Below are 26,589 nucleotides of genomic sequence, written 5' to 3'. Positions count from 1 at the left end.
CTGTGGCCACCGACCTGGCGCCGCCTCCCGCGAATGCCGCCACCAGGCGTGGGCGCCGCCGTCCCGAAAGGGTGGGACTGCGCTCGGCGCTGCTGCGCTACCGCTGGCTCTACCTGATGCTCGTGCCCGGCGTCGCCTACTTCGCGATCTTCAAGTATCTGCCGATGTACGGCGTCACCATCGCGTTCCAGGACTTCGTCCCCTTCCTCGGCTATTCGGGCAGCCCCTGGGTCGGGCTCAAGCACTTCGAGGACCTGTTCACCGGTCCCGACTTCGGCCGGCTGCTCTTCAACACCCTGTTCCTGGCGTTCCTGACGGCGGTCTTCGTCTTCCCGGCCCCGATCATCGTCGCGCTGATGCTGAACGAGCTGCGGCTCGGCGTGCTGAAGCGATTCATCCAGTCGGCGATCTACATCCCGCACTTCCTGTCCTGGACGATCGTCGCCTCCCTGACGTACCTGCTGTTCTCCGTGGACTTCGGGGTGATCGCCACCTTCGTCCACGACCTGCAGGGCGGTCCCAAGGTCGACTACGTGGCCCAGCCGGACTGGTTCCGGCCGCTGGTCATCATGCAGCTGCTGTGGAAGACGTCCGGCTGGGGGACGATCATCTATCTTGCCGCGCTGGCGGGCGTGGACCCCAACCTGTACGAGGCCGCCCGCATGGACGGCGCCGGGCGCTGGCGCCAGCTCTGGCACGTCACCCTGCCCGCGATCCGCCCCACGGTCGTGGTCATGGCCATCCTCATGTCCGGCAACCTGCTCGACTCCGGGTTCGAGCAGATCTGGCTGCTGACCAACTCGCTGAACCGCTCCGTGGCCGACGTGTTCGACACCTACGTCTACTACATCGGCATCACCCAGGGCGCCTTCAGCTACTCCACCGCCGTCGGCCTGTTCAAGGGCCTGGCCGGTGTCGTCCTGATCTTCGGCTCCAACTGGCTGGCCAAGCGCCTCGGCCAGCGTGGACTGTTCTAAGGAGCCCCGGCATGTCGACCAACCAGTCGGTCAAGCACTACGACTCCCTCGGCAGTCGCCTGTTCGACGCGCTCAACGTCCTTCTGCTGGTGGCCCTGGGCCTGATCACGATCCTGCCGCTGCTGTACGTCCTGGCGGGGTCGTTCGCGGGTGAGGCGGAGATCGCCTCGCGGCCGTTCTTCCTGTGGCCGGAGAAGTTCGTCACCGAGACCTACGCGTACATCTTCTCCACCGACACCTTCGTCCGGAGCCTGATCACGACCGTCCTGGTGACGGTCGTGGGCACGGCGGTGCAGGTGCTGCTCACCTTCACCATGGCCTATCCGCTGGCCAAGCGTTACCTGCCCGGGCGGACGCTGGTGCTGAACCTGGTCATCTTCACGCTGGTCTTCGGCGGCGGCATGATCCCCACCTATCTGGTGGTGCGCGACCTCGGGCTGCTCGACAGCTACTGGGCGCTGATCCTGCCGCTGGCGATCAACCCGTTCTACCTGATCATCGTCAAGAGCTTCTTCCAGGAGCTGCCGCAGGCCCTGGAGGAGGCGGCGCGGATCGACGGCTGCAACGAGATGGGCGTCTTCTTCAAGATCGTGCTGCCGCTGTCCAAGCCGATCATCGCGACGTTCTCGCTGTTCTACGCGGTGGGTATCTGGAACGACTACATGTCGCCGCTGCTGTACATCGACGACTCGCGCAAGTGGACGCTGCAGATGCTGGTGCGGCAGTTCACCAGCTCGGACGCGGCCAACACGCTCGGCCAGGTCGACCAGACGTGGGTCCCGCCGGAGCAGGGGCTCAAGTTCGCGGTGATCGTCATCGCGACGCTGCCGATCCTGCTGTTCTACCCGTTCCTGCAGAAGCACTTCGCCAAGGGCGTGCTGATCGGTTCGGTGAAGGAGTGAGGCCCGCTTGACCGCCGTGCCCGTACCTGACCAGGAGGTCGCCCAGCGGCCGCGAGGAGATGTGATGACGACACTGCGCTGGCTGGACCGGCCGGGCGAGCAGGGCGTGACCTGGGGAGTGCCGTGGCCGCGCGGCGCCGTCGAGCGGGCCGCGCCGTACGCGCTGACCGGCCCGGACGGCCGCGAGGTGCCTGTGCAGAGCTGGGTGACCGCGACCTGGCCGGACGGCTCGGTCAAGTGGTCGGCGCACGCGATCGGCCCGCCCGCGGCCGGTTCCGGCGACCCGGCCGGGCACGCGCCGTACCGGCTGGAGCCGGGGCGCGAGCCGGCGACGCCGCAGGCGCCCGTCACCGTCGCCCGCGAAGGCGGCCTGCTGCGGGTCGGCACCGGAGCGGTCACCTGGACGATCGAGGAGTCGGGGGACACGCTGGCCCGCTCGGTCCACCACGGTGGCCGCGAGGTGGTCAGGGACGTCCGGCTGGTCAGCCTGCACCAGGACGGGCCCACCCCCGACGAGGGCGGCACGGTCAGCCGCGAGCAGGTCACGGGCCAGATCGCGCGCGTCACGGTCGAGCAGGACGGGCCGGTGCGGGCCGTGGTCCGGCTGGAGGGCCGGCACGGCGACCGGCTCCCGTTCAGCGTGCGCCTGTACTTCTACGCCGGCGCCGAGGACGTGCGTGTCGTCCACTCCTTCGTCTGGGACGGCGACCCCGGCCGCGACTTCCTGGCCGGGCTCGGACTGCGGGCCGACGTGGTGATGCGGGACGAGCCGCACGACCGCCACGTGCGTCTGGCCGGGCGGGACGGGTTCCTCACCGAGGCGGTGCGCGGGCTGACCGGCCTGCGCCGCGACCCCGGGGAGCGGGTGCGGCGGGCGCAGGTGGAGGGCAGGCCGTGCGGGCCCGTCGCCGACCCGGAGGTGGCCGGCCGCCTGCATCTGATCCCCGCCTGGAACGACTACACGCTCGACCAGGGCTCCGCCGACGGCTTCACCCTGCGCAAGCGGACGGCGGCCGGGCACGCGTGGGTGACGATCCCCTCGGGCACCCGCTCGGCGGGATACGGCTACGTCGGCGGCGTCAGCGGCGGCCTGGGCTTCGGCCTGCGCGACTTCTGGCGGCTGCACCCGGCCCGCCTCGACGTGAGGAACGCCGCCACCGAGCTGGCCACCGCCACCATCTGGCTCTGGTCCCCGTCAGCGCCCGCCATGGACCTGCGCTTCTACCACGACGGCCTGGGCCAGGACACCTTCGCCGAGCAGCTCGAAGGGCTGGAGATCACCTACGAGGACTACGAGCCCGGCTTCGCGGATCCTCACGGGATCGCCCGCACCCACGAGCTCGTCCTGCGCGTCCACGACGCCACCCCGCCGGCCGCGGCGCTGGCGGCGCACGCGGCCGCGATGAACGAGCCCGCGCTGCTGGCCGCGTCGCCGGAGCGGGTGCGTGCGGCGGGCGTGTTCGGCGACTGGGCGCTGCCCGACCGCTCCACCCCGGCGCGCGCCGAGATCGAGGACCGCCTGGACTTCCTGCTCGAGTTCTACCTGCGCGAGCGGGAACAGCGCAGGTGGTACGGGTTCTGGGACTACGGCGACGTGATGCACACCTACGACTCCGACCGGCACACCTGGCGCTACGACGTCGGCGGTTACGCCTGGGACAACTCCGAGCTGTCGCCGGACCTGTGGCTCTGGTATCAGTATCTGCGCACCGGCAGGGCCGACGTCTTCCGCTTCGCCGAGGCCATGACCCGTCACACCGGCGAGGTCGACGTCTATCACCTCGGCCGCTGGAAGGGCCTGGGCAGCAGGCACAACGTGCAGCACTGGGGGTGCAGCTGCAAGCAGCTGCGCATCTCCAACGCCGCCTACCGCCGCGTGTTCTACTACCTGACCGCCGACGAGCGCACCGGCGACCTGCTCGACGAGCTGGCCGTCCCCGAGGAGACGTTCGTCGCGATCGACCCTCTGCGCAAGGTGCGCGAGGACGTCTACACGCCGGACCCGTCCGCCCTGTCGGTCGGGCTCGGCGCCGACTGGGGGGCGCTCGCCGCCGCCTGGCTGACCCGGTGGGAGAGGTACGGCGACGAGCGGGCCCGGGATCGGCTGCTGGGCACGATGGCGGACATCGGCGCGCTGCCGCGGGGTTTCCTGACCGGCGAGGCCCGTCTCGACCTGGCCACCGGCCGGTTCGACCGCTCCAAGGACGCCATCGCCGTCTCGCACCTGTCGGCCGTCTTCGGCCTGCCGGAGGTGTGCGCCGAGCTGATCGCCCTGGACCTCGGCGTGCCCGGCTTCGAGCGGGCCTGGCTGCACTACTGCCGGCTCTACCTGGCCTCTCCCGAGCAGCAGGCGGCCGAGCTGGGGCACCCGCTGAGCGGCATCTCGCTGGTCCAGGCGCACAGTCGCCTGGCCGCCCACGCCGCCGCCCGTTCGGGCGACGCCGAGCTGGCGGCCCTGGCCTGGCGGAAGTTCTTCCTCGACGAGGGCGACCAGCTCAACCGCAACCCGCTGCAGCGCGAGCCGGACTGGCGCCTGACGGCCGTCGAAGGTCCGCACGTGCTCGCCCCCGTCCTGGAGGCGCCGTACGTCAGCACCAACGACGCCGCGCAGTACGCCCTGGCCGCGATCCAGAACCTGGCGCTGATCGGCGAGCACCTGCCGCGCGAGTGAGCCGCGGGAAATCAGCGGGCCGCTCCGGGCGTTGTCCCTAGAGCGCCTGCCAGGGTCTGACCAGCGGGGCCCGGTGATCTTCGCCGGGCTCCGCGGGACGTTTAAGCAGAGGTGGGGCCCCCGATCCGGGGCCTACACTGATCGGTATGCACACTCCCGATTGACTGGCGTCGCACGCCCAATCCCTCGTTTCCTACCTCGGGAGTGTTTCCTCAACCATGATCATTGCTACTGACATCGAACTGCGTGCGGGCTCGCGGTTGCTCATCGAGAGCGCCTCCTTCCGCGTCAACCCCGGCGACAAGATCGGCCTGGTGGGCCGCAACGGCGCGGGCAAGACGACGCTGACCAAGGTGCTGGCGGGCGAGGCCCTGCCCGCCGCCGGCACCGTCACCGTGACCGGCAGCGTCGGCTACCTGCCCCAGGACCCGCGTACCGGCGACCTGGAGGTGCTGGCCCGCGACCGCATCCTGTCCGCTCGCGGACTGGACGAGGTGCTGCGCAAGCTGCGCGAGGCCGAGGGCGGTATGTCGTCGGCCGACGAGCGCACCCGCGAGAAGGCCGTCAGGCAGTACGGCCGGCTGGAAGACCAGATGCACGTGCTCGGCGGCTACGCGGCCGAGTCGGAGGCCGCCTCCATCGCCTCCAGTCTGGGCCTGCCGGACCGGGTGCTGGGGCAGCCGCTGAAAACGCTTTCAGGCGGCCAGCGCAGGCGCGTTGAATTGGCGCGAATTCTTTTCAGCGGCGCGGAAACTCTCCTTCTGGATGAGCCGACAAACCACCTAGATGCGGACTCAATCGGGTGGCTTCGTGATTTTTTGCGATCTCATCAGGGCGGCTTGGTGATCATCAGCCACGACGTCCAGCTTCTTGAAGCGACGGTCAACAAGGTTCTGCACCTCGACGCCAACAGAGCCATGGTCGATCACTACAACGTCGGCTGGAAGACCTATCTGGCGCAGCGCGAGACCGACGAGAAGCGCCGCAAGCGCGAGCGGGCCAACGCCGAGAAGCAGGCGGGCGCGCTGCTCGCGCAGGCCGACAAGATGCGGGCCAAGGCCACCAAGGCCAAGGCGGCCCAGGACATGATGCGCCGCGCGCACCGGTTGCTGTCCGGCACCGAGGAGGAGCGCAAGGGCGACAAGGTCGCCAAGCTGCGCTTTCCGGAGCCTCAGCCCTGCGGGCGCACCCCTCTCACGGGAGAGGGCCTGTCGAAGACCTACGGGTCCCTGGAGGTCTTCACCGATGTCGACGTGGCCATCGACCGAGGTCACAGGGTCGTCATCCTCGGGCTCAACGGCGCCGGCAAGACCACGCTGCTGCGGCTGCTCGGCGGGATCGAGCAGCCCGACACGGGCGCGATCAAGCCCGGCCACGGCCTGAAGATCGGCTATTACGCCCAGGAGCACGAGACGCTCGACAGCGACAGAACCCTCCTGGAGAACATGCGTTCGGCAGGCGGAACGTTCACTGACACGGAGCTGCGCAAGGTCCTGGGGTCCTTCCTTTTCAGCGGCGACGACGTCGACAAGCCCGCCGGAGTGCTCTCCGGAGGCGAGAAGACCCGCCTCGCGCTGGCCATCCTGGTGCTCTCCAGTGCCAATGTGCTGCTGCTCGACGAGCCAACCAACAACCTCGATCCGGTCAGCCGGGAGCAGGTTCTCACCGCTCTGAGGTCGTATTCAGGAGCGATCGTCCTAGTTACCCATGACGAGGGTGCCGTTGACGCCCTTTCACCGGATAGGGTGATCTTGCTGCCTGACGGAACTGAAGACGCGTGGAGCGAGGAATTTTCCGATCTTGTGGCACTTGCCTGATCTTAATTTGGGTGGGTACGGATCTTTTCCCGTGGAGTAGGTAGCCGATCCCGCTGAAATGACTGATCATGGCGGAGTAACGCTGCGGAAGTCCGGCACTACAGGAGGTACTCGTGGCCGAGACACTGAAGAAGGGCACCCGGGTCACCGGGGCCGATCGTGAGAAGCTGGCTGGTGATCTCAAGAAGCGCTACGCCGCGGGCGAGAGCATCCGCGCCCTGGCAGCTTCTACCGGTCGGTCCTACGGGTTCATCCACCGCATCCTGAGCGAGTCCGGTGTGACTCTGCGCGGGCGCGGCGGGGCGACCCGAGGCAAGTCCAAGCGCTGACGGCCGCCTCGGAACGCGCGACCGCAGCCGCTCGTCCCTAGTCAGCCGCCGTCGCGCCCGGGCCAGAATCATATTCTGTAAACTCGGGCGCGACGGTCAGCGGAAGAGGGAGCGGGCGATGTCGGAAGCGAAGGCGCAACATCAGCGCGGGGGGTACGCGGAGGACGTCTCTGCCGCACGATTGGCGGAGATCGGACTGCGCTTCGAGGTGGACGGTGAGATCGCTACGATCACGCTGGATCGGCCGGACAAGCGAAACGCCCAGACGTTCGCGACCTGGTCGGCCCTGGCTCGCATCGGCGAAAGCCTGCCGGAGCAGGTGCGTGTGGTCGTGGTGAACGGTGAGGGACCGTCCTTCTCGGCAGGGATAGACCTACGTATGTTCACACCTGAGGGAGTGCCCGGTCAGGGCTCGTTCAGCTCGGCGGCGCGGCTCGACAACGCATCGTTCGAGGAGCGGCTCGAGCAGGCCCAGCGGGGATTCCTGTGGCTACGCCGCCCAGAGATCGTTTCCATCGCGGCCGTGCAGGGGCACGCGATCGGCGCGGGATTCCAGCTCGCGCTCGCCTGTGACCTGCGGATCGTGGCCGACGACGTCAAGTTCTGCATGAAGGAGCCCGCACTGGGGCTGGTGCCCGATCTGACCGGCACCAAGCCGCTGGTCGAGCTGGTAGGCCTGGCCAAGGCGATCGACATCTGCCTGACGGCCAGGGTGGTGGAGGCGGACGAAGCCTTGCGCATCGGCCTGGCCGAGCGAGTGGTCGCCCGGGGGGACCTGGCGAAGGCCGTACAGGACAAGACCGCGCAGCTGCTGTCGACCAACCGGGACGCGGCGGCGGCGACGAAGCGACTCCTCCAGGGTGCGCAGGGGCGCACCCTGGAGGAGCAGCGAGCCGCGGAGGGGGCCGAGCAGGCCGAGCGCCTGAAGGCGCTGTTCGGTGGAGGTGCCTGAGCCGGAGTGGATCGGGCCGGCATGCCGGGAGTTTCGCCTTGAGCTGAGACGGGAATCGTCGGACAGCCCGGTGACGCTCTGCTGAGGGAGGAGGGACTCCCTTGATGGCGATGATGGGCGGTGGCTTCGGCCCGAGCGTGTGGGCCTCGCTGCGCCGCGACGGCTCGGTGACGAAACAGCGGATCGCGCCCGGCACGGTCAGACGGATCGCCCACTACGCCAGGCCCTATACCAAGCAGATCGTGGCGTTCCTGCTGCTCGTGGTGGCGGGAGCCGTCATCGTGGTCGCCAACCCGCTGCTGATGAAGGCGATCATCGACGACGGCATCCTGGCCAAGCGGAGCGAGGTCGTGATCGGGCTGGCCGTGGCGATCGCGACGCTCGCGCTGGTCGACGCCGCGCTGACGCTGGTGCAGCGCTGGTTCTCCGCGCGCATCGGCGAGGGGCTGATCTACGACCTGCGCACCGAGGTGTTCGACCACGTCCAGCGGATGCCGGTGGCGTTCTTCATGCGCGCGCAGACCGGCGCGCTGGTCTCCCGCCTCAACACCGACGTGATCGGCGCCCAGCGGGCGCTGACCAGCACGCTGTCGTCCGTGGTGTCCAACGTGGTCAGCCTCGTCCTGGTGCTCGGCGCGATGCTGGTGCTGTCGTGGCAGGTCACGCTGATCGCGCTGGTGCTGCTGCCGATCTTCATCGGCCCGGCCAAGTGGGTGGGCCGGCGCATGTCGGCGCTGACCCGCGAGCAGATGCAGCTCGACGCCGAGATGAGCTCGGTCACCACCGAGCGGTTCAACGTGGCCGGCGCGATGGTGGCCAAGCTCTACGGCAGGCCCGAGGACGACGCGCGGATCTTCGAGGAGCGGGCGGCCCGGGTACGGGACGTGGGCGTGACGGTCGGGATGTACGCCACCGTCTTCCGGGTCGCGCTCGGCCTCGTCGCGGCGCTGGCGACCGCGCTGGTCTACGGCGTCGGCGGGGTGCTGGCCGTCGGCGACGTGTTCGAGCTGGGCACGCTGGTGGCGCTGGCCGCCCTGCTGATGCGCCTCTACGGGCCGCTGACCTCGCTGTCCAACGTGCATGTCGACGTGATGACCGCCCTGGTCAGCTTCGACCGGGTCTTCGAGATCCTCGACCTCAAGCCGATGGTGTCGCAGCGGCCGGACGCCCGGCCCGTGCCCGCCGGGCCCGTCACGATCGAGTTCGACGACGTGCGCTTCACCTATCCCTCCGCCGAGGAGGTGTCGCTGGCCTCGCTGGAGTCGGTCGCCAGGCAGGAGACCGGCGGCCCGGCGCAGCCGGTGCTCCAGGGCGTGTCGTTCACGGCCGCGCCCGGCTCGCTCATCGCCCTGGTGGGCCACTCCGGCGCGGGCAAGACCACGATCACCTCGCTGGTCTCGCGGCTCTACGACGTCAGCGAGGGCTCGGTCCGGATCAACGGGCTCGACGTGCGCGAGGCCACCCTCGCCTCGCTGCGCGACACCGTGGGCGTGGTGATGCAGGACGCCCACCTCTTCCACGACACGATCGGCGCCAACCTGCGCTACGCCCGTCCGGAGGCGAGCGAGGAGGAGATGTGGGCGGCGCTGCGTGCCGCCCAGATCGGCGAGCTGGTCGAGGCGCTGCCCGACCAGCTCGACACGGTGGTCGGCGACCGCGGCTACCGGCTGTCCGGCGGCGAGAAGCAGCGCCTGGCGCTGGCCAGGCTGCTGCTGAAGGCGCCGCGCGTGGTCGTCCTCGACGAGGCCACCGCGCACCTGGACTCGGAGTCGGAGGCGGCCGTGCAACAGGCGCTCAAGAGCGCGCTGCAGGGCCGCACCTCGCTGGTGATCGCGCACCGGCTGTCGACGATCAGGGAGGCCGACGAGATCCTGGTGGTGCACGACGGGCGCATCGCCGAGCGGGGCCGCCACGAGGAGCTGCTGGAGCGCAGCGGCCTCTACGCCGAGCTCTACCGCACCCAGTTCAGCTCTTCAGGTAGCCCAGCCGAGTGAGCTCCTGCCTGGCCACCTTCTCCACCAGCTCCACGTCCTCGCGGCGGAGCCGGGTGCGCCAGGAGCCGACCTCGGGGACACGCGCGCCGTAGAGGGCGATCTTGGACACCCGCGTCTCCAGAAACTCCGTCAGCGTCGCCACCGACCGGGCGGGCTCGTGCACCAGGTCCTCGAAGCGCAGGGTGAGCAGCTGGTCGTCGGGCAGCTCCTGGCGCAGGGTGGCGCTAAGGCGCACCGCGCTGCGCCAGCGCAGCGCGCTCTTGCCCGCCACGGGCATGGTCTTCCACCTGTCCCGGTGCTCGTCGCGGTTGACGCCGAGGAAGGCGTTGGGGAACTCGGTGTCCTCCGGCAGCATCACCGGCTTGAACCAGGCCAGGCAGGCCGGGTCGTCGAGCATGTCCGCGGTCACGTCCCGGCCGTCGCGGATGAGCTGCACGAACCGCGCGTCCGGGAACGCCTCGAGCAGCACCGGCGCGCTGTAGATGAGGTCGGGGCTGGCGTCGCCGAACCTGGTCACCTCGCCCGTCGACACGCACGGGCCGGCGCCGGTCACGCCGCCCGCCTCCCGGCACGGCTCGGAGCACAGCCCGCAGGTGCCGCCCAGCACCTGCCACGACTCGGCGAGCGCGTCACGTAGCACGCGGACCGCGCCCGAGGTGCGGCCGATCGACGGCCTGCGGGCGAAGGCGTAGACCACATGGGCCACGCAGGCGCGGCCCATCGTCACATGGAAGCCCGGCGCGCGTTTCAGGGCGCGGGCGAGCAGGTCCGCGCCGGAGTGCGGAGCACCGAGCAGGAAGACCGGCCTGCGGACCTTGATGCCGTTGACCACGAGGATGTGGGGCGGAAGTCGCATACGTCAGGTAAGTGTGGCACCGTTTTGCAGATGGGCGAGCCACGCGCCGGGCCGGTCGTGGGCGACGCCCGCGCAGGCCGTACGATGCCTTCGCCGATCGGGTCGCGCAGCCGATCGAGAAGGACCACCCCACTCGCCATGGAGTTGATCGATGCAGCAAGGTGACACCGTCGCCGTCGTCTCACCGTCGGGCCCGGCGGACGCCATCCTGCTCAGGCGTGGCGTCGAGCGTCTTGAAGGGCTCGGACTCAAGGTGGTCGTCGGCCCGCACGTGCTCGACCGGCAGGATCTGGCCTATCTGGCGGGCTCCGACGCCGTGCGCGCCGCCGACCTGCAGGCGGCCTGGTGCGATCCGGCCGTCAGCGCGGTGTTCTGCGCTCGGGGCGGCTACGGCGCGGCCAGGGTGCTCGACCTGCTCGACTGGAATCTCATGCGGGCCGCCGGGCCGAAGATCCTCATCGGCTCCAGTGACATCACCGCCCTGCACCAGGCGTTCGCGGCGGAGCTGGGGGTGGCCACGCTGCACGGCCCGATGCCCGGCAACATGCTCATCGCCGCCGAGCAGCGTCCGGAGCCCGCGACCTGGGACCACCTGCAAGCCGCGCTGTTCGGCGCGCCGGCCCCGGTCGCCGGCAGCCAGGTGCTGGCGCCCGGCCGCGCCACCGGCGTGCTCGCCGGCGGCAACCTGTCGCTGCTGGCCTCGCTCTGCGGCACCCGCTACCAGCCGTCGTTCGCGGGCAAGCTCGCGCTGCTGGAGGACATCGGCGAGGAGCCCTACCGCGTCGACCGCATGCTCACCCAGCTCCTGCAGTCCGGGGCGTTCGCGGGGGTGCGGGGGATCGCGCTCGGCTCATGGGTCGACTGCGGCGACCCCTACCCGGTGCTCCGCGACCGGCTGCTGCCGCTCGGAGTGCCGGTCCTGGCCGGGCTTCCCATTGGTCACGGGTCTCCACAGATGAGTGTGTGGCTTGGGGCTCTTGGGGTTATCGATACCGAATCGTGCTCGCTGTCTGGCCCGTTCTGGAACGAGGAGCAGGCAGGGTAGGACACACATAGGGACGAAGCCGACAGAGAGGGACACGGCGCGTGAATCTATTCAAACGTGACCGGGAGCCCTCGCGCCGCTTCGAAGACGACGACCTCGACTCGTTGCTGGCGCTCGTCGCCGACTCCCTCGGCCACACCTGCTCCTTCTCCGCCGACCGGGGGTCGATGACGCTCGGCGGCGGCAGGGAGATCCGGGTCAGGCTCACCGGGCTGCGCCGCGAGGCGGGCCGGCGGCCCAGGGAGGACTGGCCGATGCTGGTCTCCGAGCATCTGGCGCACGCCGTGGCGGCCGCCGACGAGCTGCTCGACGTGTGCGACCTGGACCAGGTCAGACCGCTGCTGCGGATCCGCGTCGAGGCGGTGGACGAGGTCGACGACCTGACCAGGGTGGTGGGCCGCCACCTCAACGGCGACCTGGTGGAGCTGCTCACCGTGGGCTCCCGCCCGGTCCGGCCCGAGGAGGCCGGCTGCTGGCCGCTGGCCACCGCGCAGGCGATCGAGCTGGCCGTCTCCAACGTCAGGCTGGACGAGAAGCTCTCGGTGGAGTCCATCGACCTGTCCGGCACCCCGGTGACGCGCCTGACCGGGCGCAGCCCGGCCGCGGCCACGCACCTGCGCTGGCTGGAGGACCATCTGGCGGTCCCCGCCGACGGCGCCCTGGTCGTCCTGCCCGACCCCTACACGCTGCTCGTGTACCCGGTGTACGGGATCGGCGTGGTGCGCGCCATCGAGCGGCTGCGCGTGCACGCGGCCCGCACCGGCGGGCTCAGCCCCCAGGTCTACTGGTGGCACGACGGGCGGCTGACGCTCATCAGGGCCGACCTCGTGCTGCAGCAGGGCCAGACGCGCCTGGTCGTGGCCCCGCCGCCGGAGTTCGCCAGGGTGCTGGCCCGGCTGGCCGCCTAGGCCCGCTTCGTCAGCGCGCGCGCCGCGTGGATCAGCGGGACGTGCGAGAACGCCTGCGGGAAGTTGCCGACCAGCCTGCCGTAACGCGGGTCGTACTCCTCCGCGAGCAGCCCGAGGTCGTTGCGCAGGGACAGCAGCCGCTTGAACAGCTCCTCGGCCTCGTCCTTGCGCCCCTGCATGGCCATCACCTCGACCAGCCAGAAGCTGCACGCCAGGAAGGCGCCCTCGCCGCCCGGCAGGCCGTCGACGTCGTTGTCGGCCGCCACCGGGTAGCGCAGCACGAACCCGTCGGACATCAGCTCCTTCTCGATGGCCGTCACGGTGCCGGTCACCCGCGGGTCGTCCGTCGGCAGGAAGCCCAGCATCGGCATCAGCAGCAGCGCCGCGTCCAGCTCGTGTGAGCCGTAGGACTGGGTGAAGGTGTTGCGCTGGGGGTCGAAGCCCTTGTCGCAGATCTCGGCGTGGATGGTCTCGCGCAGCGCCTTCCACCGGTCGACGGGGCCGGTCCTGCCGAACCGCTCCACGTACTTGACCGCCCGGTCGAGCGCCACCCAGCACATCATCTTGGAGTGCACGAAGTGCCTGCGCGGGCCGCGCACCTCCCACAGGCCCTCGTCCGGCTCGTCCCAGTGCTCCTCCACGTAGTTGAGCAGCTCGCGCTGGATGGCCCAGGCGCGGTCGTCGGCGCCCAGGCCCGAGGTCCGCGCCAGGAAGAGGCAGCTCATCACCTCGCCGTAGACGTCGAGCTGGAGCTGGTCGACCGCCTGGTTGCCGATCCTGACCGGGCGGGAGCGCTCGTAGCCCTCCAGCCAGTCGAGCTCCAGCTCGGGCAGCCTCCGCTCGCCCGCGACGCCGTACATGATCTGCAGGTCCTGCGGCCGGCCGGCGATCGCGCGCAGCAGCCACGCCCGCCAGGCGGCGGCCTCCTCCAGATAGCCGTTGCCGATCAGCGCGTCGAGCGTCATCGTGGCGTCGCGCAGCCAGCAGAAGCGGTAGTCCCAGTTGCGCACCCCGCCGAGGTCCTCGGGCAGGGAGGTGGTGGGCGCGGCCACGATCCCGCCGGTGGGGGAGTAGGTGAGGGCCTTCAGCGTGATCAGCGAGCGCACCACGGCCTCGCGCCACGGGCCGCTGTGGCTGCACGTGCCGACCCAGTCGCGCCACATCTCCTCGGTCTCGGCGAGCTGGGTCTCACCGTGGATCTGGCGCGGCATCGGCTCGTGCGACGGATGCCAGGTGAAGACGAAAGACAGCCGCTGCCCGGCCTTCACCTCGAACTTGGCCACGTGCGCGTAGTCGCCGCCCTTGAGCGGGATGGGGGAGTGCAGCCAGACCGAGTCGGGGCCGCCGACCGCCTGCAGGTGGCCCTCGGAGCGGCGGATCCAGGGCACGATCCTGCCGTAGTCGAAGCGGATCCGCAGCTGCGTGGACATCTCGACGGTGCCGGAGACGCCCTCCACGATGCGCACCACGTCCGGGTTGACGTCGCGCGGAGGCATGAAGTCGATCACCCGGACGGTGCCGGTGGGGGTGTCCCACTCGCTTTCCAGGATGAGCGTGTCGGGCCGGTAACGGCGGCGCGTGGCGGGCCGCCGGCCGCTGGGGCCCAGCCACCAGTGGCCGTTGCGGTCGTCGCCGAGCAGGGCCGCGAAACAGGCGGGGGAGTCGAACCTGGGCAGGCAGAGCCAGTCGATGGAGCCGTCCCTGGCCACGAGTGCCGCCGACTGCATGTCACCGATGAGCGCGTAGTCCTCGATCCGCATGACACGACGCTACTCGGCGAAGGGGTGATCACGCGGCCGGGTTCGATCATGTCGCGTCATGGCCGCCTCCGGCCGCGTGATCAGGTCTGTGTCATGCCCGCGAGGAGACGGGACTCACTTCAGCGGGAACCAGCGGCTGAACAACTGGGTCAGCGGGCCTACCGCCAGCGCGAACGCCAGCGTGCCGAGGCCGGCGGTGCCGCCGAGCAGCCAGCCGGCGAACAGCACGGTGATCTCGATGAGGAAGCGGCTCAGCCGTACCGACAGGCCCATCCGGACCAGGCCGGTCATGACGCCGTCGCGCGGCCCGGCGCCCATGCCGGCGCTGATGTAGAGCACGGTGGCCAGCGCGATCGACGTCACGCCGAGTGCCACGTACAGCCAGCCCAGCACCGGGTGGGCGGGGGCGGGGACCAGGTGGATGGCGGCGTCGGCGAACAGGCCGACGAAGATGACGTTGCTGATCGTGCCGAGGCCGGGCCGCTGCCTCAGCGGGATCCAGGCCAGCATCACCAGGGCGCCGACCATGATGATGACGGTCCCGATCGACAGGCCGGTCCAGAAGGCGATGCCCTGGTGGAAGACGTCCCAGGGGCCGTTGCCCTGCCCGGACTCCACCTGCAGGCCGATGCCGGTGCCGTAGAGCGCCAGGCCGCCGTAGAGGCGGGCCAGGCGGCCGGGCAACGGGCTGACAGCGGGGATTGTCGCTTCACTCATGATGGACCCACGGTGGCATGGTCAGCGTTTGCCAAAACAGAGCCAATCGAGAAAAGTGGCCTTATGAGGCATTTGTCCGCCAACCAGGTCGCCCGGCTCGTCGACGTCAGCCCCGGCGTGCGGCCCTACTACCGCGCGCTCGCCGACGCCGTGCGCACGCTGGTCCTCGACGGGCAGATCCCGGTGCGGGTGCGGATGCCCGCCGAGCGCCACCTCGCCGAGACCCTCCAGGTCAGCCGCACCACCGTGACCTCCGCCTACGACCTGCTGCGCGAGCGCGGCTACCTGGAGAGCCGGCAGGGCTCGGGAAGCTGGACCGCGCTGCCCGACCCGGCCGTGACCTCCGACAACCCGTGGCTCACCGTGGACGGCGAAGGCCTGATCCAGATGCACGCCGCCGCCCCCGCGGCGCCGTCCGCGCTGCTCGAGGCGATGGCGGAGGCGGTCGACGACGTGCCGCGGTACGCGATGGGCAACGGCTATCACACACTGGGCCTGCCCGTCCTGCGGGAGCGGATCGCCGCCTACCACACCGCGCGAGGCCTGGCCACGAGGCCGGAGCAGATCCTGGTCACCACCGGCTCCCAGCACGCCATCCAGATCGTCCTCGGCGTGCTGACCGGCCCCGGCGACGCGGTGCTGGTCGAGTCGCCCACCTACCCGCACGCCCTCGACGCGGTCCGCCTGCGGGGCGCCAGGATCGTGCCCGTCGGCATCTCCCACGAAGGCTGGCAGGTCGAGCTGGTCACCTCGGCCATGCGGCAGTCCGCGGCCCGCCTGGCCTACCTGATGCCCGACTTCCAGAACCCGACCGGCGCGTTCATGGACGACGCCACCCGCGCCGCCGTCACCGCGGCGGCCAGGCGGGCCGACACCGTCCTGCTCGTCGACGAGACCTGGTCCGAGCTGGAGCTGGAGGAGGTGCCCGGCACCGTCCCCATGGCCGCCCACGACACCGACAGCCGGGTGATCAGCATCGGCTCGGCGTCCAAACTGTGGTGGGGCGGGCTGCGCATCGGCTGGATCCGCACCACGGCGGCGCTGGCCCGCCGCATGGCCCTGCACCGGGCGGCCATGGACATCGCCAGCCCGGTGCTGGAGCAGCTCGTCGTGGCCCGGCTGTTCGACCGGCTCGAAGAGACCAGGGCCGAGCGCCGCCGCACGCTGCGCGCCTCACGCGACGCGCTCGTCGCGGCGCTGCGCGAGCGCCTGCCCGCGTGGGAGTTCGCGGTGCCGCGCGGCGGCGGCACGCTGTGGGTCCGGCTCGACACCGGCTCCGCGGTCTCCCTGGCCGAAGCGGCCGCCTGTCACGGTGTACGGCTCGCGCCCGGGCCGTGGTTCGGCCTGGAGGGCACGCTGGAGGGTTATCTGCGCCTGCCGTACACGCAGTCGCCCCAGGTGCTGCGGGAGGCGGTGGCCCGCATCGCGACGGCCCGGCGGCGCGGCCGGATCGGCTCCGTCCCGCAGCCGGACTCGCTCAGCCCGACGGTCTGACCGGTCACTCGCCGACGCCCCTGGCCAGCGGGGCCCGCCAGTTGAGCCGCATCGCGGCGATGCGCAGGCCGAAGGCGAGCACGGCGGCGGCCAGGGTGGCTGGCCAGCCGTACACGCCGGAAACCGAGAGGGCGGCCAGCGCCGCCGAGCCCACCAGGGCGGGCACCGCGTAGAGCTGCCGGTCGTACAGCAGTGTGGGGATCTCGCCGGCCAGGATGTCGCGGAGCATGCCGCCGCCCACCGCCGTGGTGACGCCGAGGAGTGTCGCGTGCAGCGGGGACAGGCCGTACTCCAGCGCCTTGGCCGTGCCGACCGCGCAGAACAGGCCCAGGCCCGCGGCGTCGAACACCAGGATGGCGGGCATCACCCTGGCCACGTGGGGGTGGAAGAAGAAGACCACGACCGTGGCCGCCACCGGCACCAGCACATAGCCGAGGCTCTGGAACGCCGCGGGCCGCACGTTGAGCACCAGGTCGCGGACGATGCCGCCGCCCAGCGCGGTGATCTCGGCCAGCACCGCCATCCCGACCACGTCGAGCCGCTTGCGCACGCCCATGAGCGCGCCCGACAGGGCGAAGACGAAGATGCCCACGAGATCGAGAAGTTCAGCCACGCCTGCAATGTCTACCGGATCGGCGGCGTCTCGGGGACATGGTGCTCGGCCATCAGCCCCCGCAGCCTGCGGGTGAACATGAACAGCGCCAGCCCGGCGACGATCGCCATCGCGGCCAGCAGCAGGTAGTAGGCCGGCTGGGACATGACGTTGCCGAGCCTGCCGGTCTGCCCGCCGACCGCGTCGCCCACCGACACCGCGATGAACCAGAGGCCGAGCATCTGCCCCTTGAACGCCTGGGGAGCCAGCTTCGTGGTGACCGAGAGCCCGACGGGGCTGAGCGACAGCTCCCCGAAGACCTGGACCAGGTAGACCAGCACCAGCCACCAGACCGAGACCCGGCCGCTCTCGGCCAGGGCGGCGGCGAGCGCCATGACCACGAAGCTCAGCCCCACCATGACCAGCGCGAAGGCGAACTTCTGCGGCGTGCTCACCCGCGTGCCGAGCTTGACCCAGAGCGCCGCGAAGACCGGCACGAAGATCATGATGAACAGCGGGTTGAACGACTGTGTGGTCGCCGCCTGGATCGGAATGCCGAACAGGGACAGGTCGGTGTTGTTCTGGGCGAAGAACAGCAGCTTGCTCGGCGCCAGGTCGTAGATCATCCAGAAGATCGCGGCGGCCACGAACAACCAGATGTAGGCCTTCATCCGCGCGCGCTCGTCCTCGCTCAGGTTGTGGCTGCCGAGCATGATGTAGCCGAAGTAGAGGACGGGCACCGCCAGGATCACGACCGTCATCACCACCGTGAACCGGCTGAGGGTGAAGGTGCCCGTCGCCGCCCAGACGGCCAGCGCGATCGCGGTCACCACCACCGCCACCGAGACCACGAGGACGACACGGCGCAGCTCGTGCGGCGCGAGCGGCACGCCCGGACGCTCGCCGATGCCCCGCAGGCTCCTGCGACCGCCCCACGCGTACTGCAGCAGGCCCAGCGCCATGCCGACCGCCGCCGCGCCGAAGCCCAGGTGCCACCGGTCGCCGGCGGCCAGCCAGCCCACCACGATCGGCGCGAAGAAGGCGCCGAGGTTGATGCCCAGGTAGAACAGGGAGAAGCCGGCGTCCCTGCGAGCGTCGTCCTCCTCGGGATAGAGCTTGCCCACCATGACGGAGATGTTCGGCTTGAGCAGGCCGGTGCCGACGATGATCAGCAGCAGGCCCGTCCAGACGAAGAACGGCGTGGTCACCGGGATGGCCATGCTGATGTGGCCGCACATGATGACGAAGCCGCCCCAGAACACCGACCTGCGCGGGCCGAGTATCCGGTCGGCGATCCATCCGCCGGGCAGCGCCACCAGATAGATCAGCGCGCCGTAGACGCCGACGACCGCCTGGGCGGTCTCCTCCGTCATGCCCAGCCCCTGGTTGGCGGGGGAGGCCACCATGAACGTGGCCAGGATGGCGCGCAGGCCGTACCAGCTGAACCGCTCCCACATCTCGGTGCCGAACAGCGTCGCCAGGGCCCAGGGGTGACCGAAGAACGTCCTGCCGCCGTTACTCATCGGAGCCCTCCATGAACACGTCACGCATGTGAATCATCACTGTACGTGACGGAAGCGCTGGGCTCTTGCCGCTGTCCCCGCGTTGTGGTGCGATGCATCCCAACTGTGCAAGTGATTACTGACTGGAGGCGGATGCCATGGCCGATGTCCTCGGAGTCCGGGCGGAGATCGAGCGGTCGACAGCCGGCCGCACCGTCTGCGAGCAGCTCAGGCAGGTCGCGGAGCGTTACCCTGACGCCCCTGCCTACTCCGACCCGGTGGAGGGCGGCTGGACCACGCTCACCTACGCAGAGGCGCGCGTGCGGGTGCTGGAGATCGCCGCCGCCTTCGCCGCCCTCGGCCTGGAGCCGGGCGAGTCGGTGGCGTTGATGATGGTCAACAGGAGCGAGCACGTCCTGGCGGACCTCGGCGCCGTGCACGCGGGCGGCGTGGGCTGCACCGTCTACTCGACCTTCGCGCCGGACCAGGTCGCGTTCGTCGCCGGCGACGTGGGCGCCAGGTTCGCCGTGGTCGGCGGGCCCGCCGAGCTCGCCCGGTGGGAGCCCGCACTGGAGCGGCTGCCCGGCCTGCGTAAGATCATCATGTTGGAGGGTGCGCCGGAGGGCGACCGGTTCATGTCCTGGCAGGACTTCCTCGACCTGGGCCGTGCCCGGCTCGCCGAAGACCCGGCCGTGGTCGAGGACAGGTGGCGGGCCGTCACGGCCGACGACGTCGCGACCGTCCTCTACACCTCCGGCACGACCGGCATGCCCAAGGGCGTCCCGCTCAGCCACGCCAACGTCTTCTACGAGGTCGAGTCCACCGACAGGCTGACCCAGCTGCCGGTCCAGGGCACCCAGATCTCCTACCTGACCTACGCGCACATCGCCGAACGGGTCCTCAGCCTCTACGTGCCGCTGGTCAAGGTCTCGCACGTGCACTTCTGCACCGACCTGGCCAACCTCGGCGCGACGCTCGGGCAGGTCAAGCCGGTGCTGTTCTTCGGTGTGCCGCGCGTGTGGGAGAAGATGATGGCCCGCCTGCACGCCGTCCTCGCCACCCAGCCCGCCGAGCAGCAGGAGGCCGTACGGCAGGCGATGGCCGCGGGAGCCGCCTACATCGAGGCCGGGCAGTGGGGCGGCACCGTCACCCCCGAGATCCAGGCCGCCTACGACCAGGCCGACAGCTCGCTGCTGTCGATCATCCGCGGCATGATCGGCTTCGACCGCGCCCAGTGGACCGCCACCGGCGCCGCGCCGCTCGCCGCCGAGGTCCAGCACTTCTACGCCGGGCTCGGGCTGAAGGTCATCGACGTCTACGGCATGACCGAGACGACGGGCGCGTTCACCGGCAACAGCCCCACCTGCTACCGGCTCGGCACCGTCGGCAGGGCCGAGCCCGGCGTCGAGGTCCGCATCGCCGACGACGGCGAGATCCTCACCCGCAGCCCGCTCAACACCTCCGGCTACCTCAACCGGCCGGAGGCCACCGCCGAGCTGCTCGACGCCGACGGCTGGCTGCACACCGGCGACATCGGCACCGTGGACGAGGACGGCTTCTACCGGGTCGTGGACCGCAAGAAGGAGCTGATCATCACGGCCGGCGGCGAGAACATCTCCCCGGCCGAGATCGAGAACCACCTCAAGGAGCACCAGCTCATCGGCCAGGCCCTCGCCTACGGCGACAACCAGCCCTACCCGGTGGCCGTGCTCACCCTCGACGGCGAGGTCGCGCCCGGCTGGGCGCAGTCGCGCGGCATCGCCTACAGCTCGCTCGTGGAGCTGGCCGAGCACCCGGACGTGCTCAAGGAGGTGGAGGCGGCCGTGGAGACGGCCAACGCCAAGCTCGCCAGGGTCCAGCAGGTCAAGCGGTGGGCGCTGCTCGGCACCGAGTGGACGGTCGAGACCGAGGAGCTGACGCCCAGCCTGAAGCTGAAGAGGCGCGTCGTGCACGCCAGATACGCCGAGCTCATCGAAGGGCTCTACGCCGGCTGACCCCGGGCCGCCGCCGCTCACCGGATCGAGGGGCGGCGGCCGGAGGAGGTCGCGACGCTGGGCCGGTTTTTGCCATCCGGGGCGTGTGTCGTGGTCCTGGTCATTACCGGACGGTTCCTACCGTCTTGATCATGACCAGAAGCCTTCTTCTCGTCTCGCTCGCGGCGGGGGCGCTCACGGTGCCCATACCTGCGTCCTCCGCTGCGACCGAGCTCGCCATCCGGGAGATCAACGTACGGCCGGCGGCCCCTGTCGTCGGGACCGGGAACTCCGTTCGCCTGGTGATCGACGTGGTCGCCAAGGGGGTGAGAAGGCGTGACGGGGTGAGCGTCAAGGTCGAGCCGGGGGCGCCACCCGGCTCGGTCGTCAGCCCCTCGCCGGGCCCCGCACCGGATCAGTCCGCGCCACCGTCCACGCCACCGTCGTCGCCACCGTCTTCCGGCGACGACTGGGAGGAATGGCCCACGGACCCATCGGACGAGCAGACCGACGACACCTGGGACGACTGGTCAGTCGACTCGCTGGACCGGTCGTCCGACACGTGGGAGGACTGGTCGCCGGCCGCTCCGGACGAGAAGCCGGGCAGGTGGCGGCGCACGGAGTCGCCCACGTGGGCGCCTCCGGCCCCGGGCAAGAAGCGCCCGCGGGACAGGGGTGCGGCCGCGCCGGGCGTGAACACCCGTGACTCGGCGGCTCCCAGCACCATGGCCGTGATGCCGGGCGGGCCCGCCGTGCCGCCTCGGCACGCGGCGCAGGGGACGCGGCCCTCCGGCGCGACCGCGCAGGGAGTGCGGCCGCCGGCGCAGGGCGCTCCGGCGCCGCTGAACTGGCGGGTGGTGCCCAGCCCGATGCGGATGACCGGTGGGTGGCAGACCTGGAGGTTCCTGCCCGACAAGGCGCTGACCCGGTTCTACCCGGCGGGGACCTGGACCGTCACCGCGACCGCCAAGGGGCCGGACGGGACGAGCGTGACCGCGTACGCGTCGTTCCAGCTCAAGCGGGAGAGCAAGCTGTCGGCCGTACAGGTGGCCAAGGCCGGTGGCGCGCAGGGCGTGCGGCTGAGCGGCTCGCTGAACAGGGTGGACCCGCGCGGCCGGACCGGTTTCGCGCCGTTCGCCAGGCAACGCGTGGAGATCTTCTGGCGGCAGGAGCAGTCGGGCAGTTGGGAGCGGGTCGCGGAGGCCACTACCGGGGCCGCCGGAGCCTTCGAGCACACGGTCGCCAACCGGACCGGCGGCTACTGGCGCGTCCGCTACCTGGGGACCGGCCACTACGCCTCATCTGCCTCACGTATTCACCAAGTCAACCGATAACACCCAAAAGCGCCGCTTCTAACTGCATAAAGTGCGCTGCCGGAATTGTCGTTGTCAAATCGTGATCAAGCTTTCTACAACTTCTCTTTACCCTTACGCGTCATTGGCGTTGACGCACTCTGATCGGTGTGCGTCCCAAACGGGGAAGGAAGTTTCGTTCATGATGCGACGTCTCGCCGCCGGAGTGGCGGCGGCCGCCTTGGGCGCCACGGTGCTCGCGGGTGCGGCCGCGCCGGCTCTGGCCGATCCGGGCAACGACGGCGGCAACACCCGCCTGCAGCTCGACGTCAACCCTGAGCCCGCCTGGCGCGGCAAGCCGTTGACGGTCGAGGGCAAGCTGTCGGTGCAGTGCGACGAGGACTACATCAGCGGCTTCGTCTCGGTGCACCACGCGAACCACTGCAAGGAGGGGAGCTGGCACCGCCTCGGCTGGAAGCGGATCGTCATCCTCTTCCAGCCGGCCGGCAGCGGAAAGTGGGAGTACGTCGAGTCGGTGAAGACTCAGCGCGACGGCTACTTCCACACCAAGGTCCCGGCCTACCGGTCCGGCACCTGGCGCGCGGTCTTCCAGGGCTCCCACGATCTGGAGCCCTCCGAGGCCACCGACTGGGTGAAGGTCATCGGCCGCCACCACCACCACCGCTAGCCTCCGGCCCGTCGGTCACCGCCACGGGCAGCGAACGCCCGGTCCTCTGCGAGGGCCGGGCGTTCGGCGTCCCGGGGAGTCACCCCACGGGGACCTGGAGCTCCCGGAAGGTGGCGATCTTCACGTTGAGCGTCGAGGCGTCCGCGGGCAGCTCGAACAGGTTGTAGAACTGCCTGGACTGGCCCGGCCCGAACTTCTCGGTGGACAGGCGCACGCCGGCGAGGCCGGTGCAGGCGCAGTAGGAGTCGACGCCGCCGTCGTCGGCGGGGACCTCGAGCCTGCCGGGCAGATACAGGCGCTTGGCGGCCGGGTCGGTGAGCCTGACGTTGGTCGCCGCCTGGTACTTGAACGACATCCAGTCCTCGGCCTGGTGCAACTCGTTGAACCAGGCCTCGGCGTCGCCCTCGTTCGTGACGTTGTAGGTCAGCAGGCCCAGGCCGCCGGGCAGCCTGCGCAGGCCGGTCACCTCCATGGAGATCGGCTGCCCGTCCGCCCTGGCGGTGCCCGTCAGGCCGGACGTGGCCGGCGTCTCCGAGGTCTGCGGGGTCTCCGCGGTCTCCGCGGTCTCCGCGGTCTCGGCGGGCTGCGGCTTGGCGAAGGTGACCGTGACCCGGCGGTTGCGCCGCTTGCCCTCGTCGCTGTCGTTGGAGTAGAGCGGGCGGCGGGAGCCGTACCCCTTGGCCTGGAAGGTGACGCCCTGCCTGGTGACCAGCGACGCCAGCGCCTTGCGCACGGCCTGGGCGCGCCGTTGCGACAGCGGGTCGTTGATGGCGTCGGTGCCGGAGGAGTCGGCATGCCCCTCCACCCGCACGGCCGGGCCGGCCGACGAGTCGATCAGCTTGGCGGTGCGCGCCAGGACCGCCCGCGTCCCGGCGGTGAGCGTCGCCTTGTCGACCGCGAACAGCACGTCCGAGGAGAGGCTGACCCGGAGGTTCTCGCCGTCGTCGGCGGTCTCCTCGGACTTGTCCAGGGACTCCGACGGCGTCACCAGGCGGCGCGTGACGGTGGTCACGGGTTCGGCGTCGGGGTCGGGGATGTCCAGGCCGGGCGGCGTGACGGGCGGCTCGTCGCTGATCGGCACGTTCAGCATGGGCGGGCCGACAGGGGTGACGACGGTGGTCGTGGCGGGGTTGCCGGAGGGGGCCGGCAGGACCGCGTACAGGGTGATCGACTGGCCGGCGTCGATGAAGTAGCCGAGGTCGTCGCGGTCCTGGTCGCTGCAGAGGCAGGGGAAGTCGGCGGGTTTGTACGGCAGGATCCAGCTGCGGGCTCCGGCGTCGAGCACGCCGATGCCCGACGCCCACCGGATCTCGCCCAGCGGGCGGGTGTTGTCGCCCATCTCGCCGGTCCAGGGGATGTGCTCGCCGGTGCCCGTGTGGCTGAGCCTCACCTGCGCGACCAGGTGCTTTCCCTTGACCCGGTTGAGCCCGACGACCTCGACCTTGAGATCGGGGGTCATCGTGCTTCGCGTCTCCGCCAGCGCGGGCCGGTCGTCCGCACCGGAGGCGCTGGCGGAGGCGCTGGCGGTGGGGGAGGCGGTCGGCTCAGCCGGGGCGGAAGAAGCGGAGGACGGCTCTGGGCGTGGTGCGGCTTCCGGCGTGAGTCCGCAAGCCGACGCCGCGAGCAGGGCGACGAGCGCAACAGGGATCCGATAATTCACCTGACCGATGATGTCGTACTTCTTAGGTCTGTGTCTTTTTGTCCCTATAGTGCTGAAATTTCAGTACGGTGAATTGAAGTTCAGTGATGGGGGGACGGCCATGGGACGGATGCCTGGACGGGCCACGCTCAAGGAGGTGGCCGAGCGGGCGGGCGTCTCGATCGGCACGGCGTCCGCGGTCTTCTCGGGCAAGTCCTGGGTCTCGCCGGGCACCGGCTCCGCCGTGCGGCAGGCGGCCGAGGAGCTCGGCTACCGGCCGCGGGCGAGGAAGGCCGTCAGGGAGAGCGGGCTGATCGGATTCGTGTCGTGGATCAGCGACATGTTCTCGCCCTCGAACCCGTACTACGCCCCCGTCCTGTTCGGCGCCCAGCAGGCCTGCGCCGAACTGGGGCTGTCGATGACCTACGAGGTCGTCCAGCCGGGCGGCGACCGGCTGCCCCTGTGCGTGGAGCGCGAGCAGGTCAGCGGGCTGCTGGTGCTGAGCTTCGCGCCCGACCGCGACCACCTGCGCCGGATCCTCGACGCGGGCGTCACCTGCGTGCTGCTGGAGCACGCCGTCGAGGACCTGCCCGTCGACTACATCCGCCACGACGACGAGACCGGCGGCTACCTCGCCACCCGCCACCTGCTGGAGCTCGGCCACACCGACCCGCCGCCCGCCATCATCACCGCCGACGACCGCATCGTGCCCGCCGCGCGGCGCCTGGCCGGATACCAGCGGGCGCTCGCCGAGCACGGCCTGCGCGTGAGCTCCTCCTACGTCCGGCGCAGCGACTTCAGCTCCGAGACGGGCTACGGGCAGATGGCGGCCCTGCTCGCACTGCCGAAACCGCCGACCGCCGTGTTCTGCGCCAACGACGAGTCGGCCCTCGGCGCGCTGGTCGCGCTGCGCGACCGCGGCCTGCGCGCACCCGACGACGTCAGCGTCATCGGCTACGACGACGTCGCCATGGCCGCGCACGCCTCGCCGCCCCTGACCACCATCGCGGCCGACAAGGAGCTGCTGGGCGCCCAGGCGGTCTGGCACCTGGTACAGCGCATCCAGCGCCCCGACATGACCAGCCGCGACACCGAACTGGCGGTCAGGCTGGTGCGACGCCACTCCACGGCGCCGCCACGCTGAACCGGCGACCACATCGGCGCGTACCTACACACATCGGTCACGTGTCCCCATGGAGGTGTCGTGGAGCTCAGCCTGTTGCGTGCACAGGCGCACAGCCCTTCGTATTTCTCGCTGATGCGCGGTTCGGTGGGACAGAGCGCCCCGGTTGACTTCTGCATCCCGTGCAACCCGTACTTCCCGACCCCGGACATCTTCGACCACCTGGGCAGGAACCTGGAGACGATCCTGAAGTTCTACCCGAGCGACGCCGACACCATCACCGCGGAGCTCTGCTCCACGCTCGGCCTGCACCCCAAGACGGTCGCCATGGGCAACGGCTCCACCGAGCTGATCACCTGGATCGACCACCTGCTCGTGCGTGAGAGCCTGGCGGTGCCGATCCCCACCTTCGGCCGCTGGACCGACCAGCCGCTGGAGACAGGCAAACGGGTCGACATGTTCCCGCTGCTGGAGAGCCGCAACTTCTCCCTGCACGTGAACGAGTACGTCTCCTTCATCCGCATGCGCGGCTCCCGGGTGGCGGTGATCTGCAACCCGAACAACCCCGACGGGGGCTACCTGCCCAAGCACGAGGTGCTGCGCCTGCTGGACGAGCTCATCGACCTCGACCTGGTGATCGTGGACGAGTCGTTCGGCGACTTCGTGGACGCCGAGCCGTATCCGGGGGTGGCGGCGGAGGCGGCGGTGCGGCCGAACGTGATCGTGCTGCGCAGCCTCGGCAAGAACTTCGGCCTGCACGGCATCCGCTTCGGCTACATGGTGGCCAACCCGGCGCTGGCGGGCAAGGTGCGCGACGCGCTGCCCAAGTGGAACCTCAACTCCTTCGCCGAGGTCGTCGTGTTCATGATGAAGCAGTTCATGGGCGAGTACCAGGAGAGCCTCAGGCGGCTGGCGCAGGACCGGCGGGCGATGTTCCACCAGCTCAGCTGCATGCCGGAGCTGACGGTATTCGCCTCTCAGGGCAACTTCCTGCTGGTCAGACTGCCCGCCGGGTTCGACGGCGTGCCGCTGCGCGACCACCTGCTGACCGAGCACGGCGTGTACGTCCGCGAGTGCGGCAACAAGCTGGGCACGACCAGCCGGTTCCTGCGTCTGGTGGTGCGCCCGCAGGAGGACGTGCGGCGGCTGCTGGTCGGCATGACGCAGTTCCTCTACTCCGGAAGCCTGCACGAGACGCCCGTCGTCGGGCTGCACCACCGGCACGCGAACCCGCTGTCCGCCTGACCTCCGTCTGCCGCCCCAGCGGGCGGGATATTGCATGACATATGGGGTTACGAACCACCCGCCTCCCGGTTAAGATCACCACCGAAACCTGGTTTCGCCCTGGGAGGCACAGT

Annotated in this window: 21 protein-coding genes; 15 read left to right on the top strand and 6 right to left on the bottom strand. The window is 70.3% G+C overall.

The window, feature by feature from the left end; genetic code table 11:
- The first annotated feature begins 2 nt into the window (after window positions 1-2).
- The 7 genes from V5E28_RS22075 to V5E28_RS22045 all read left to right on the top strand — a co-directional run bounded on the left by V5E28_RS22075 (window position 3) and on the right by V5E28_RS22045 (window position 9,642).
- Window positions 3-977, top strand: a complete 975-nt coding sequence (locus tag V5E28_RS22075) for an ABC transporter permease (protein WP_336208904.1) — start codon at window positions 3-5, stop codon at window positions 975-977.
- Between the two features lie 11 nt (window positions 978-988).
- Window positions 989-1,879 (top strand): carbohydrate ABC transporter permease, encoded by an 891-nt coding sequence (locus V5E28_RS22070; protein ID WP_336208903.1) that lies wholly within the window; start codon window positions 989-991, stop codon window positions 1,877-1,879.
- A 64-nt stretch (window positions 1,880-1,943) separates the two neighbouring features.
- The gene (locus V5E28_RS22065) at window positions 1,944-4,550 is read left to right on the top strand and encodes an exo-rhamnogalacturonan lyase family protein (RefSeq protein WP_336208902.1); all 2,607 of its coding nucleotides are present in this window, start codon (window positions 1,944-1,946) and stop codon (window positions 4,548-4,550) included.
- A gap of 218 nt (window positions 4,551-4,768) precedes the next feature.
- Window positions 4,769-6,367: an ABC-F family ATP-binding cassette domain-containing protein gene (locus tag V5E28_RS22060; protein WP_336208901.1), complete on the top strand. Its 1,599-nt coding sequence runs from the start codon at window positions 4,769-4,771 to the stop codon at window positions 6,365-6,367.
- A 113-nt stretch (window positions 6,368-6,480) separates the two neighbouring features.
- Window positions 6,481-6,696: a helix-turn-helix domain-containing protein gene (locus V5E28_RS22055; RefSeq protein ID WP_020547488.1), complete on the top strand. Its 216-nt coding sequence runs from the start codon at window positions 6,481-6,483 to the stop codon at window positions 6,694-6,696.
- Between the two features lie 118 nt (window positions 6,697-6,814).
- Window positions 6,815-7,648 carry an enoyl-CoA hydratase/isomerase family protein gene (locus V5E28_RS22050; RefSeq protein ID WP_336208900.1) on the top strand — a complete coding sequence of 278 codons (834 nt, stop codon included), beginning with the start codon at window positions 6,815-6,817 and terminating at the stop codon, window positions 7,646-7,648.
- 104 nt (window positions 7,649-7,752) lie between these two features.
- Window positions 7,753-9,642 carry an ABC transporter ATP-binding protein gene (locus V5E28_RS22045; protein ID WP_336209000.1) on the top strand — a complete coding sequence of 630 codons (1,890 nt, stop codon included), beginning with the start codon at window positions 7,753-7,755 and terminating at the stop codon, window positions 9,640-9,642.
- Here the strand turns inward: V5E28_RS22045 and V5E28_RS22040 are convergent.
- On the bottom strand, window positions 9,614-10,498 hold the full coding sequence (locus V5E28_RS22040) for a sulfotransferase family protein (RefSeq protein WP_336208899.1): 885 nt from the start codon (window positions 10,496-10,498) through the stop codon (window positions 9,614-9,616). The two genes, V5E28_RS22045 and V5E28_RS22040, sit on opposite strands and share 29 nt — an antisense overlap.
- A 151-nt stretch (window positions 10,499-10,649) precedes the next feature.
- Here V5E28_RS22040 and V5E28_RS22035 point away from each other — a divergent pair, with 151 nt between their 5' ends.
- A complete protein-coding gene (locus V5E28_RS22035; RefSeq protein ID WP_336208898.1) occupies window positions 10,650-11,543 on the top strand; it encodes a S66 peptidase family protein in 894 nt (297 codons plus the stop codon).
- Window positions 11,544-11,584: 41 nt separating this feature from the next.
- Window positions 11,585-12,451: a hypothetical protein gene (locus V5E28_RS22030; protein ID WP_336208897.1), complete on the top strand. Its 867-nt coding sequence runs from the start codon at window positions 11,585-11,587 to the stop codon at window positions 12,449-12,451.
- Here the strand turns inward: V5E28_RS22030 and V5E28_RS22025 are convergent.
- Together V5E28_RS22025 and yczE are read right to left on the bottom strand one after the other, a co-directional pair.
- Window positions 12,448-14,211, bottom strand: coding sequence for a glycoside hydrolase family 15 protein (locus V5E28_RS22025; protein WP_336208896.1), 1,764 nt, complete (start codon window positions 14,209-14,211; stop codon window positions 12,448-12,450). The two genes, V5E28_RS22030 and V5E28_RS22025, sit on opposite strands and share 4 nt — an antisense overlap.
- A 114-nt stretch (window positions 14,212-14,325) precedes the next feature.
- On the bottom strand, window positions 14,326-14,928 hold the full coding sequence (gene yczE / locus V5E28_RS22020; RefSeq protein ID WP_336208895.1) for a membrane protein YczE: 603 nt from the start codon (window positions 14,926-14,928) through the stop codon (window positions 14,326-14,328).
- 63 nt (window positions 14,929-14,991) lie between these two features.
- On the opposite strand from yczE, the gene yczR reads away from it, so the two are divergent.
- A complete protein-coding gene (gene yczR, locus V5E28_RS22015) occupies window positions 14,992-16,422 on the top strand; it encodes a MocR-like transcription factor YczR (protein WP_336208894.1) in 1,431 nt (476 codons plus the stop codon).
- Window positions 16,423-16,426: 4 nt separating this feature from the next.
- Here yczR and V5E28_RS22010 read toward each other — a convergent pair whose 3' ends face one another.
- Complete coding sequence (locus V5E28_RS22010; protein ID WP_336208893.1) at window positions 16,427-17,035, bottom strand: trimeric intracellular cation channel family protein; 609 nt, start codon at window positions 17,033-17,035, stop codon at window positions 16,427-16,429.
- 11 nt (window positions 17,036-17,046) lie between these two features.
- On the bottom strand, window positions 17,047-18,537 hold the full coding sequence (locus tag V5E28_RS22005; protein WP_336208892.1) for a peptide MFS transporter: 1,491 nt from the start codon (window positions 18,535-18,537) through the stop codon (window positions 17,047-17,049).
- Window positions 18,538-18,674: 137 nt separating this feature from the next.
- On the opposite strand from V5E28_RS22005, the gene V5E28_RS22000 reads away from it, so the two are divergent.
- The 3 genes from V5E28_RS22000 (at window position 18,675) to V5E28_RS21990 (ending at window position 22,469) form a co-directional block, all read left to right on the top strand.
- Window positions 18,675-20,510 carry an AMP-dependent synthetase/ligase gene (locus tag V5E28_RS22000; protein WP_336208891.1) on the top strand — a complete coding sequence of 612 codons (1,836 nt, stop codon included), beginning with the start codon at window positions 18,675-18,677 and terminating at the stop codon, window positions 20,508-20,510.
- A gap of 131 nt (window positions 20,511-20,641) precedes the next feature.
- Window positions 20,642-21,823: a hypothetical protein gene (locus V5E28_RS21995; RefSeq protein WP_336208890.1), complete on the top strand. Its 1,182-nt coding sequence runs from the start codon at window positions 20,642-20,644 to the stop codon at window positions 21,821-21,823.
- A 160-nt stretch (window positions 21,824-21,983) separates the two neighbouring features.
- On the top strand, window positions 21,984-22,469 hold the full coding sequence (locus tag V5E28_RS21990; RefSeq protein ID WP_336208889.1) for a hypothetical protein: 486 nt from the start codon (window positions 21,984-21,986) through the stop codon (window positions 22,467-22,469).
- A 79-nt stretch (window positions 22,470-22,548) separates the two neighbouring features.
- Here V5E28_RS21990 and V5E28_RS21985 read toward each other — a convergent pair whose 3' ends face one another.
- Entirely contained in the window at window positions 22,549-24,129 is a 1,581-nt protein-coding gene (locus tag V5E28_RS21985; protein ID WP_336208888.1) for an OmpA family protein, read from the bottom strand.
- 100 nt (window positions 24,130-24,229) lie between these two features.
- On the opposite strand from V5E28_RS21985, the gene V5E28_RS21980 reads away from it, so the two are divergent.
- A complete protein-coding gene (locus tag V5E28_RS21980) occupies window positions 24,230-25,252 on the top strand; it encodes a LacI family DNA-binding transcriptional regulator (RefSeq protein WP_336208887.1) in 1,023 nt (340 codons plus the stop codon).
- 60 nt (window positions 25,253-25,312) lie between these two features.
- Complete coding sequence (locus V5E28_RS21975) at window positions 25,313-26,476, top strand: pyridoxal phosphate-dependent aminotransferase (RefSeq protein ID WP_336208886.1); 1,164 nt, start codon at window positions 25,313-25,315, stop codon at window positions 26,474-26,476.
- The last annotated feature ends 113 nt before the right edge of the window (window positions 26,477-26,589 follow it).

Origin of the sequence: Nonomuraea sp. LPB2021202275-12-8, assembly GCF_037044575.1 — a bacterium.
GTDB lineage: Bacteria > Actinomycetota > Actinomycetes > Streptosporangiales > Streptosporangiaceae > Nonomuraea.
The sequence above is the reverse complement of the archived record's forward strand: the minus strand, read 5'-3'. Positions and strand labels throughout refer to the sequence as shown.

Coding starts and splice junctions, on each gene's coding strand:
- V5E28_RS22070 (WP_336208903.1), top strand. CDS start 989: ATGTCGACCAACCAGTCGGTCAAGCACTACGACTCCCTCGGCAGTCGC.
- V5E28_RS22065 (WP_336208902.1), top strand. CDS start 1,944: ATGACGACACTGCGCTGGCTGGACCGGCCGGGCGAGCAGGGCGTGACC.
- V5E28_RS22060 (WP_336208901.1), top strand. CDS start 4,769: ATGATCATTGCTACTGACATCGAACTGCGTGCGGGCTCGCGGTTGCTC.
- V5E28_RS22050 (WP_336208900.1), top strand. CDS start 6,815: ATGTCGGAAGCGAAGGCGCAACATCAGCGCGGGGGGTACGCGGAGGAC.
- V5E28_RS22045 (WP_336209000.1), top strand. CDS start 7,753: ATGGCGATGATGGGCGGTGGCTTCGGCCCGAGCGTGTGGGCCTCGCTG.
- V5E28_RS22040 (WP_336208899.1), bottom strand. CDS start 10,498: ATGCGACTTCCGCCCCACATCCTCGTGGTCAACGGCATCAAGGTCCGC.
- V5E28_RS22035 (WP_336208898.1), top strand. CDS start 10,650: ATGCAGCAAGGTGACACCGTCGCCGTCGTCTCACCGTCGGGCCCGGCG.
- V5E28_RS22025 (WP_336208896.1), bottom strand. CDS start 14,211: ATGCGGATCGAGGACTACGCGCTCATCGGTGACATGCAGTCGGCGGCA.
- yczE (WP_336208895.1), bottom strand. CDS start 14,928: ATGAGTGAAGCGACAATCCCCGCTGTCAGCCCGTTGCCCGGCCGCCTG.
- yczR (WP_336208894.1), top strand. CDS start 14,992: ATGAGGCATTTGTCCGCCAACCAGGTCGCCCGGCTCGTCGACGTCAGC.
- V5E28_RS22005 (WP_336208892.1), bottom strand. CDS start 18,537: ATGAGTAACGGCGGCAGGACGTTCTTCGGTCACCCCTGGGCCCTGGCG.
- V5E28_RS22000 (WP_336208891.1), top strand. CDS start 18,675: ATGGCCGATGTCCTCGGAGTCCGGGCGGAGATCGAGCGGTCGACAGCC.
- V5E28_RS21995 (WP_336208890.1), top strand. CDS start 20,642: ATGACCAGAAGCCTTCTTCTCGTCTCGCTCGCGGCGGGGGCGCTCACG.
- V5E28_RS21990 (WP_336208889.1), top strand. CDS start 21,984: ATGATGCGACGTCTCGCCGCCGGAGTGGCGGCGGCCGCCTTGGGCGCC.
- V5E28_RS21980 (WP_336208887.1), top strand. CDS start 24,230: ATGGGACGGATGCCTGGACGGGCCACGCTCAAGGAGGTGGCCGAGCGG.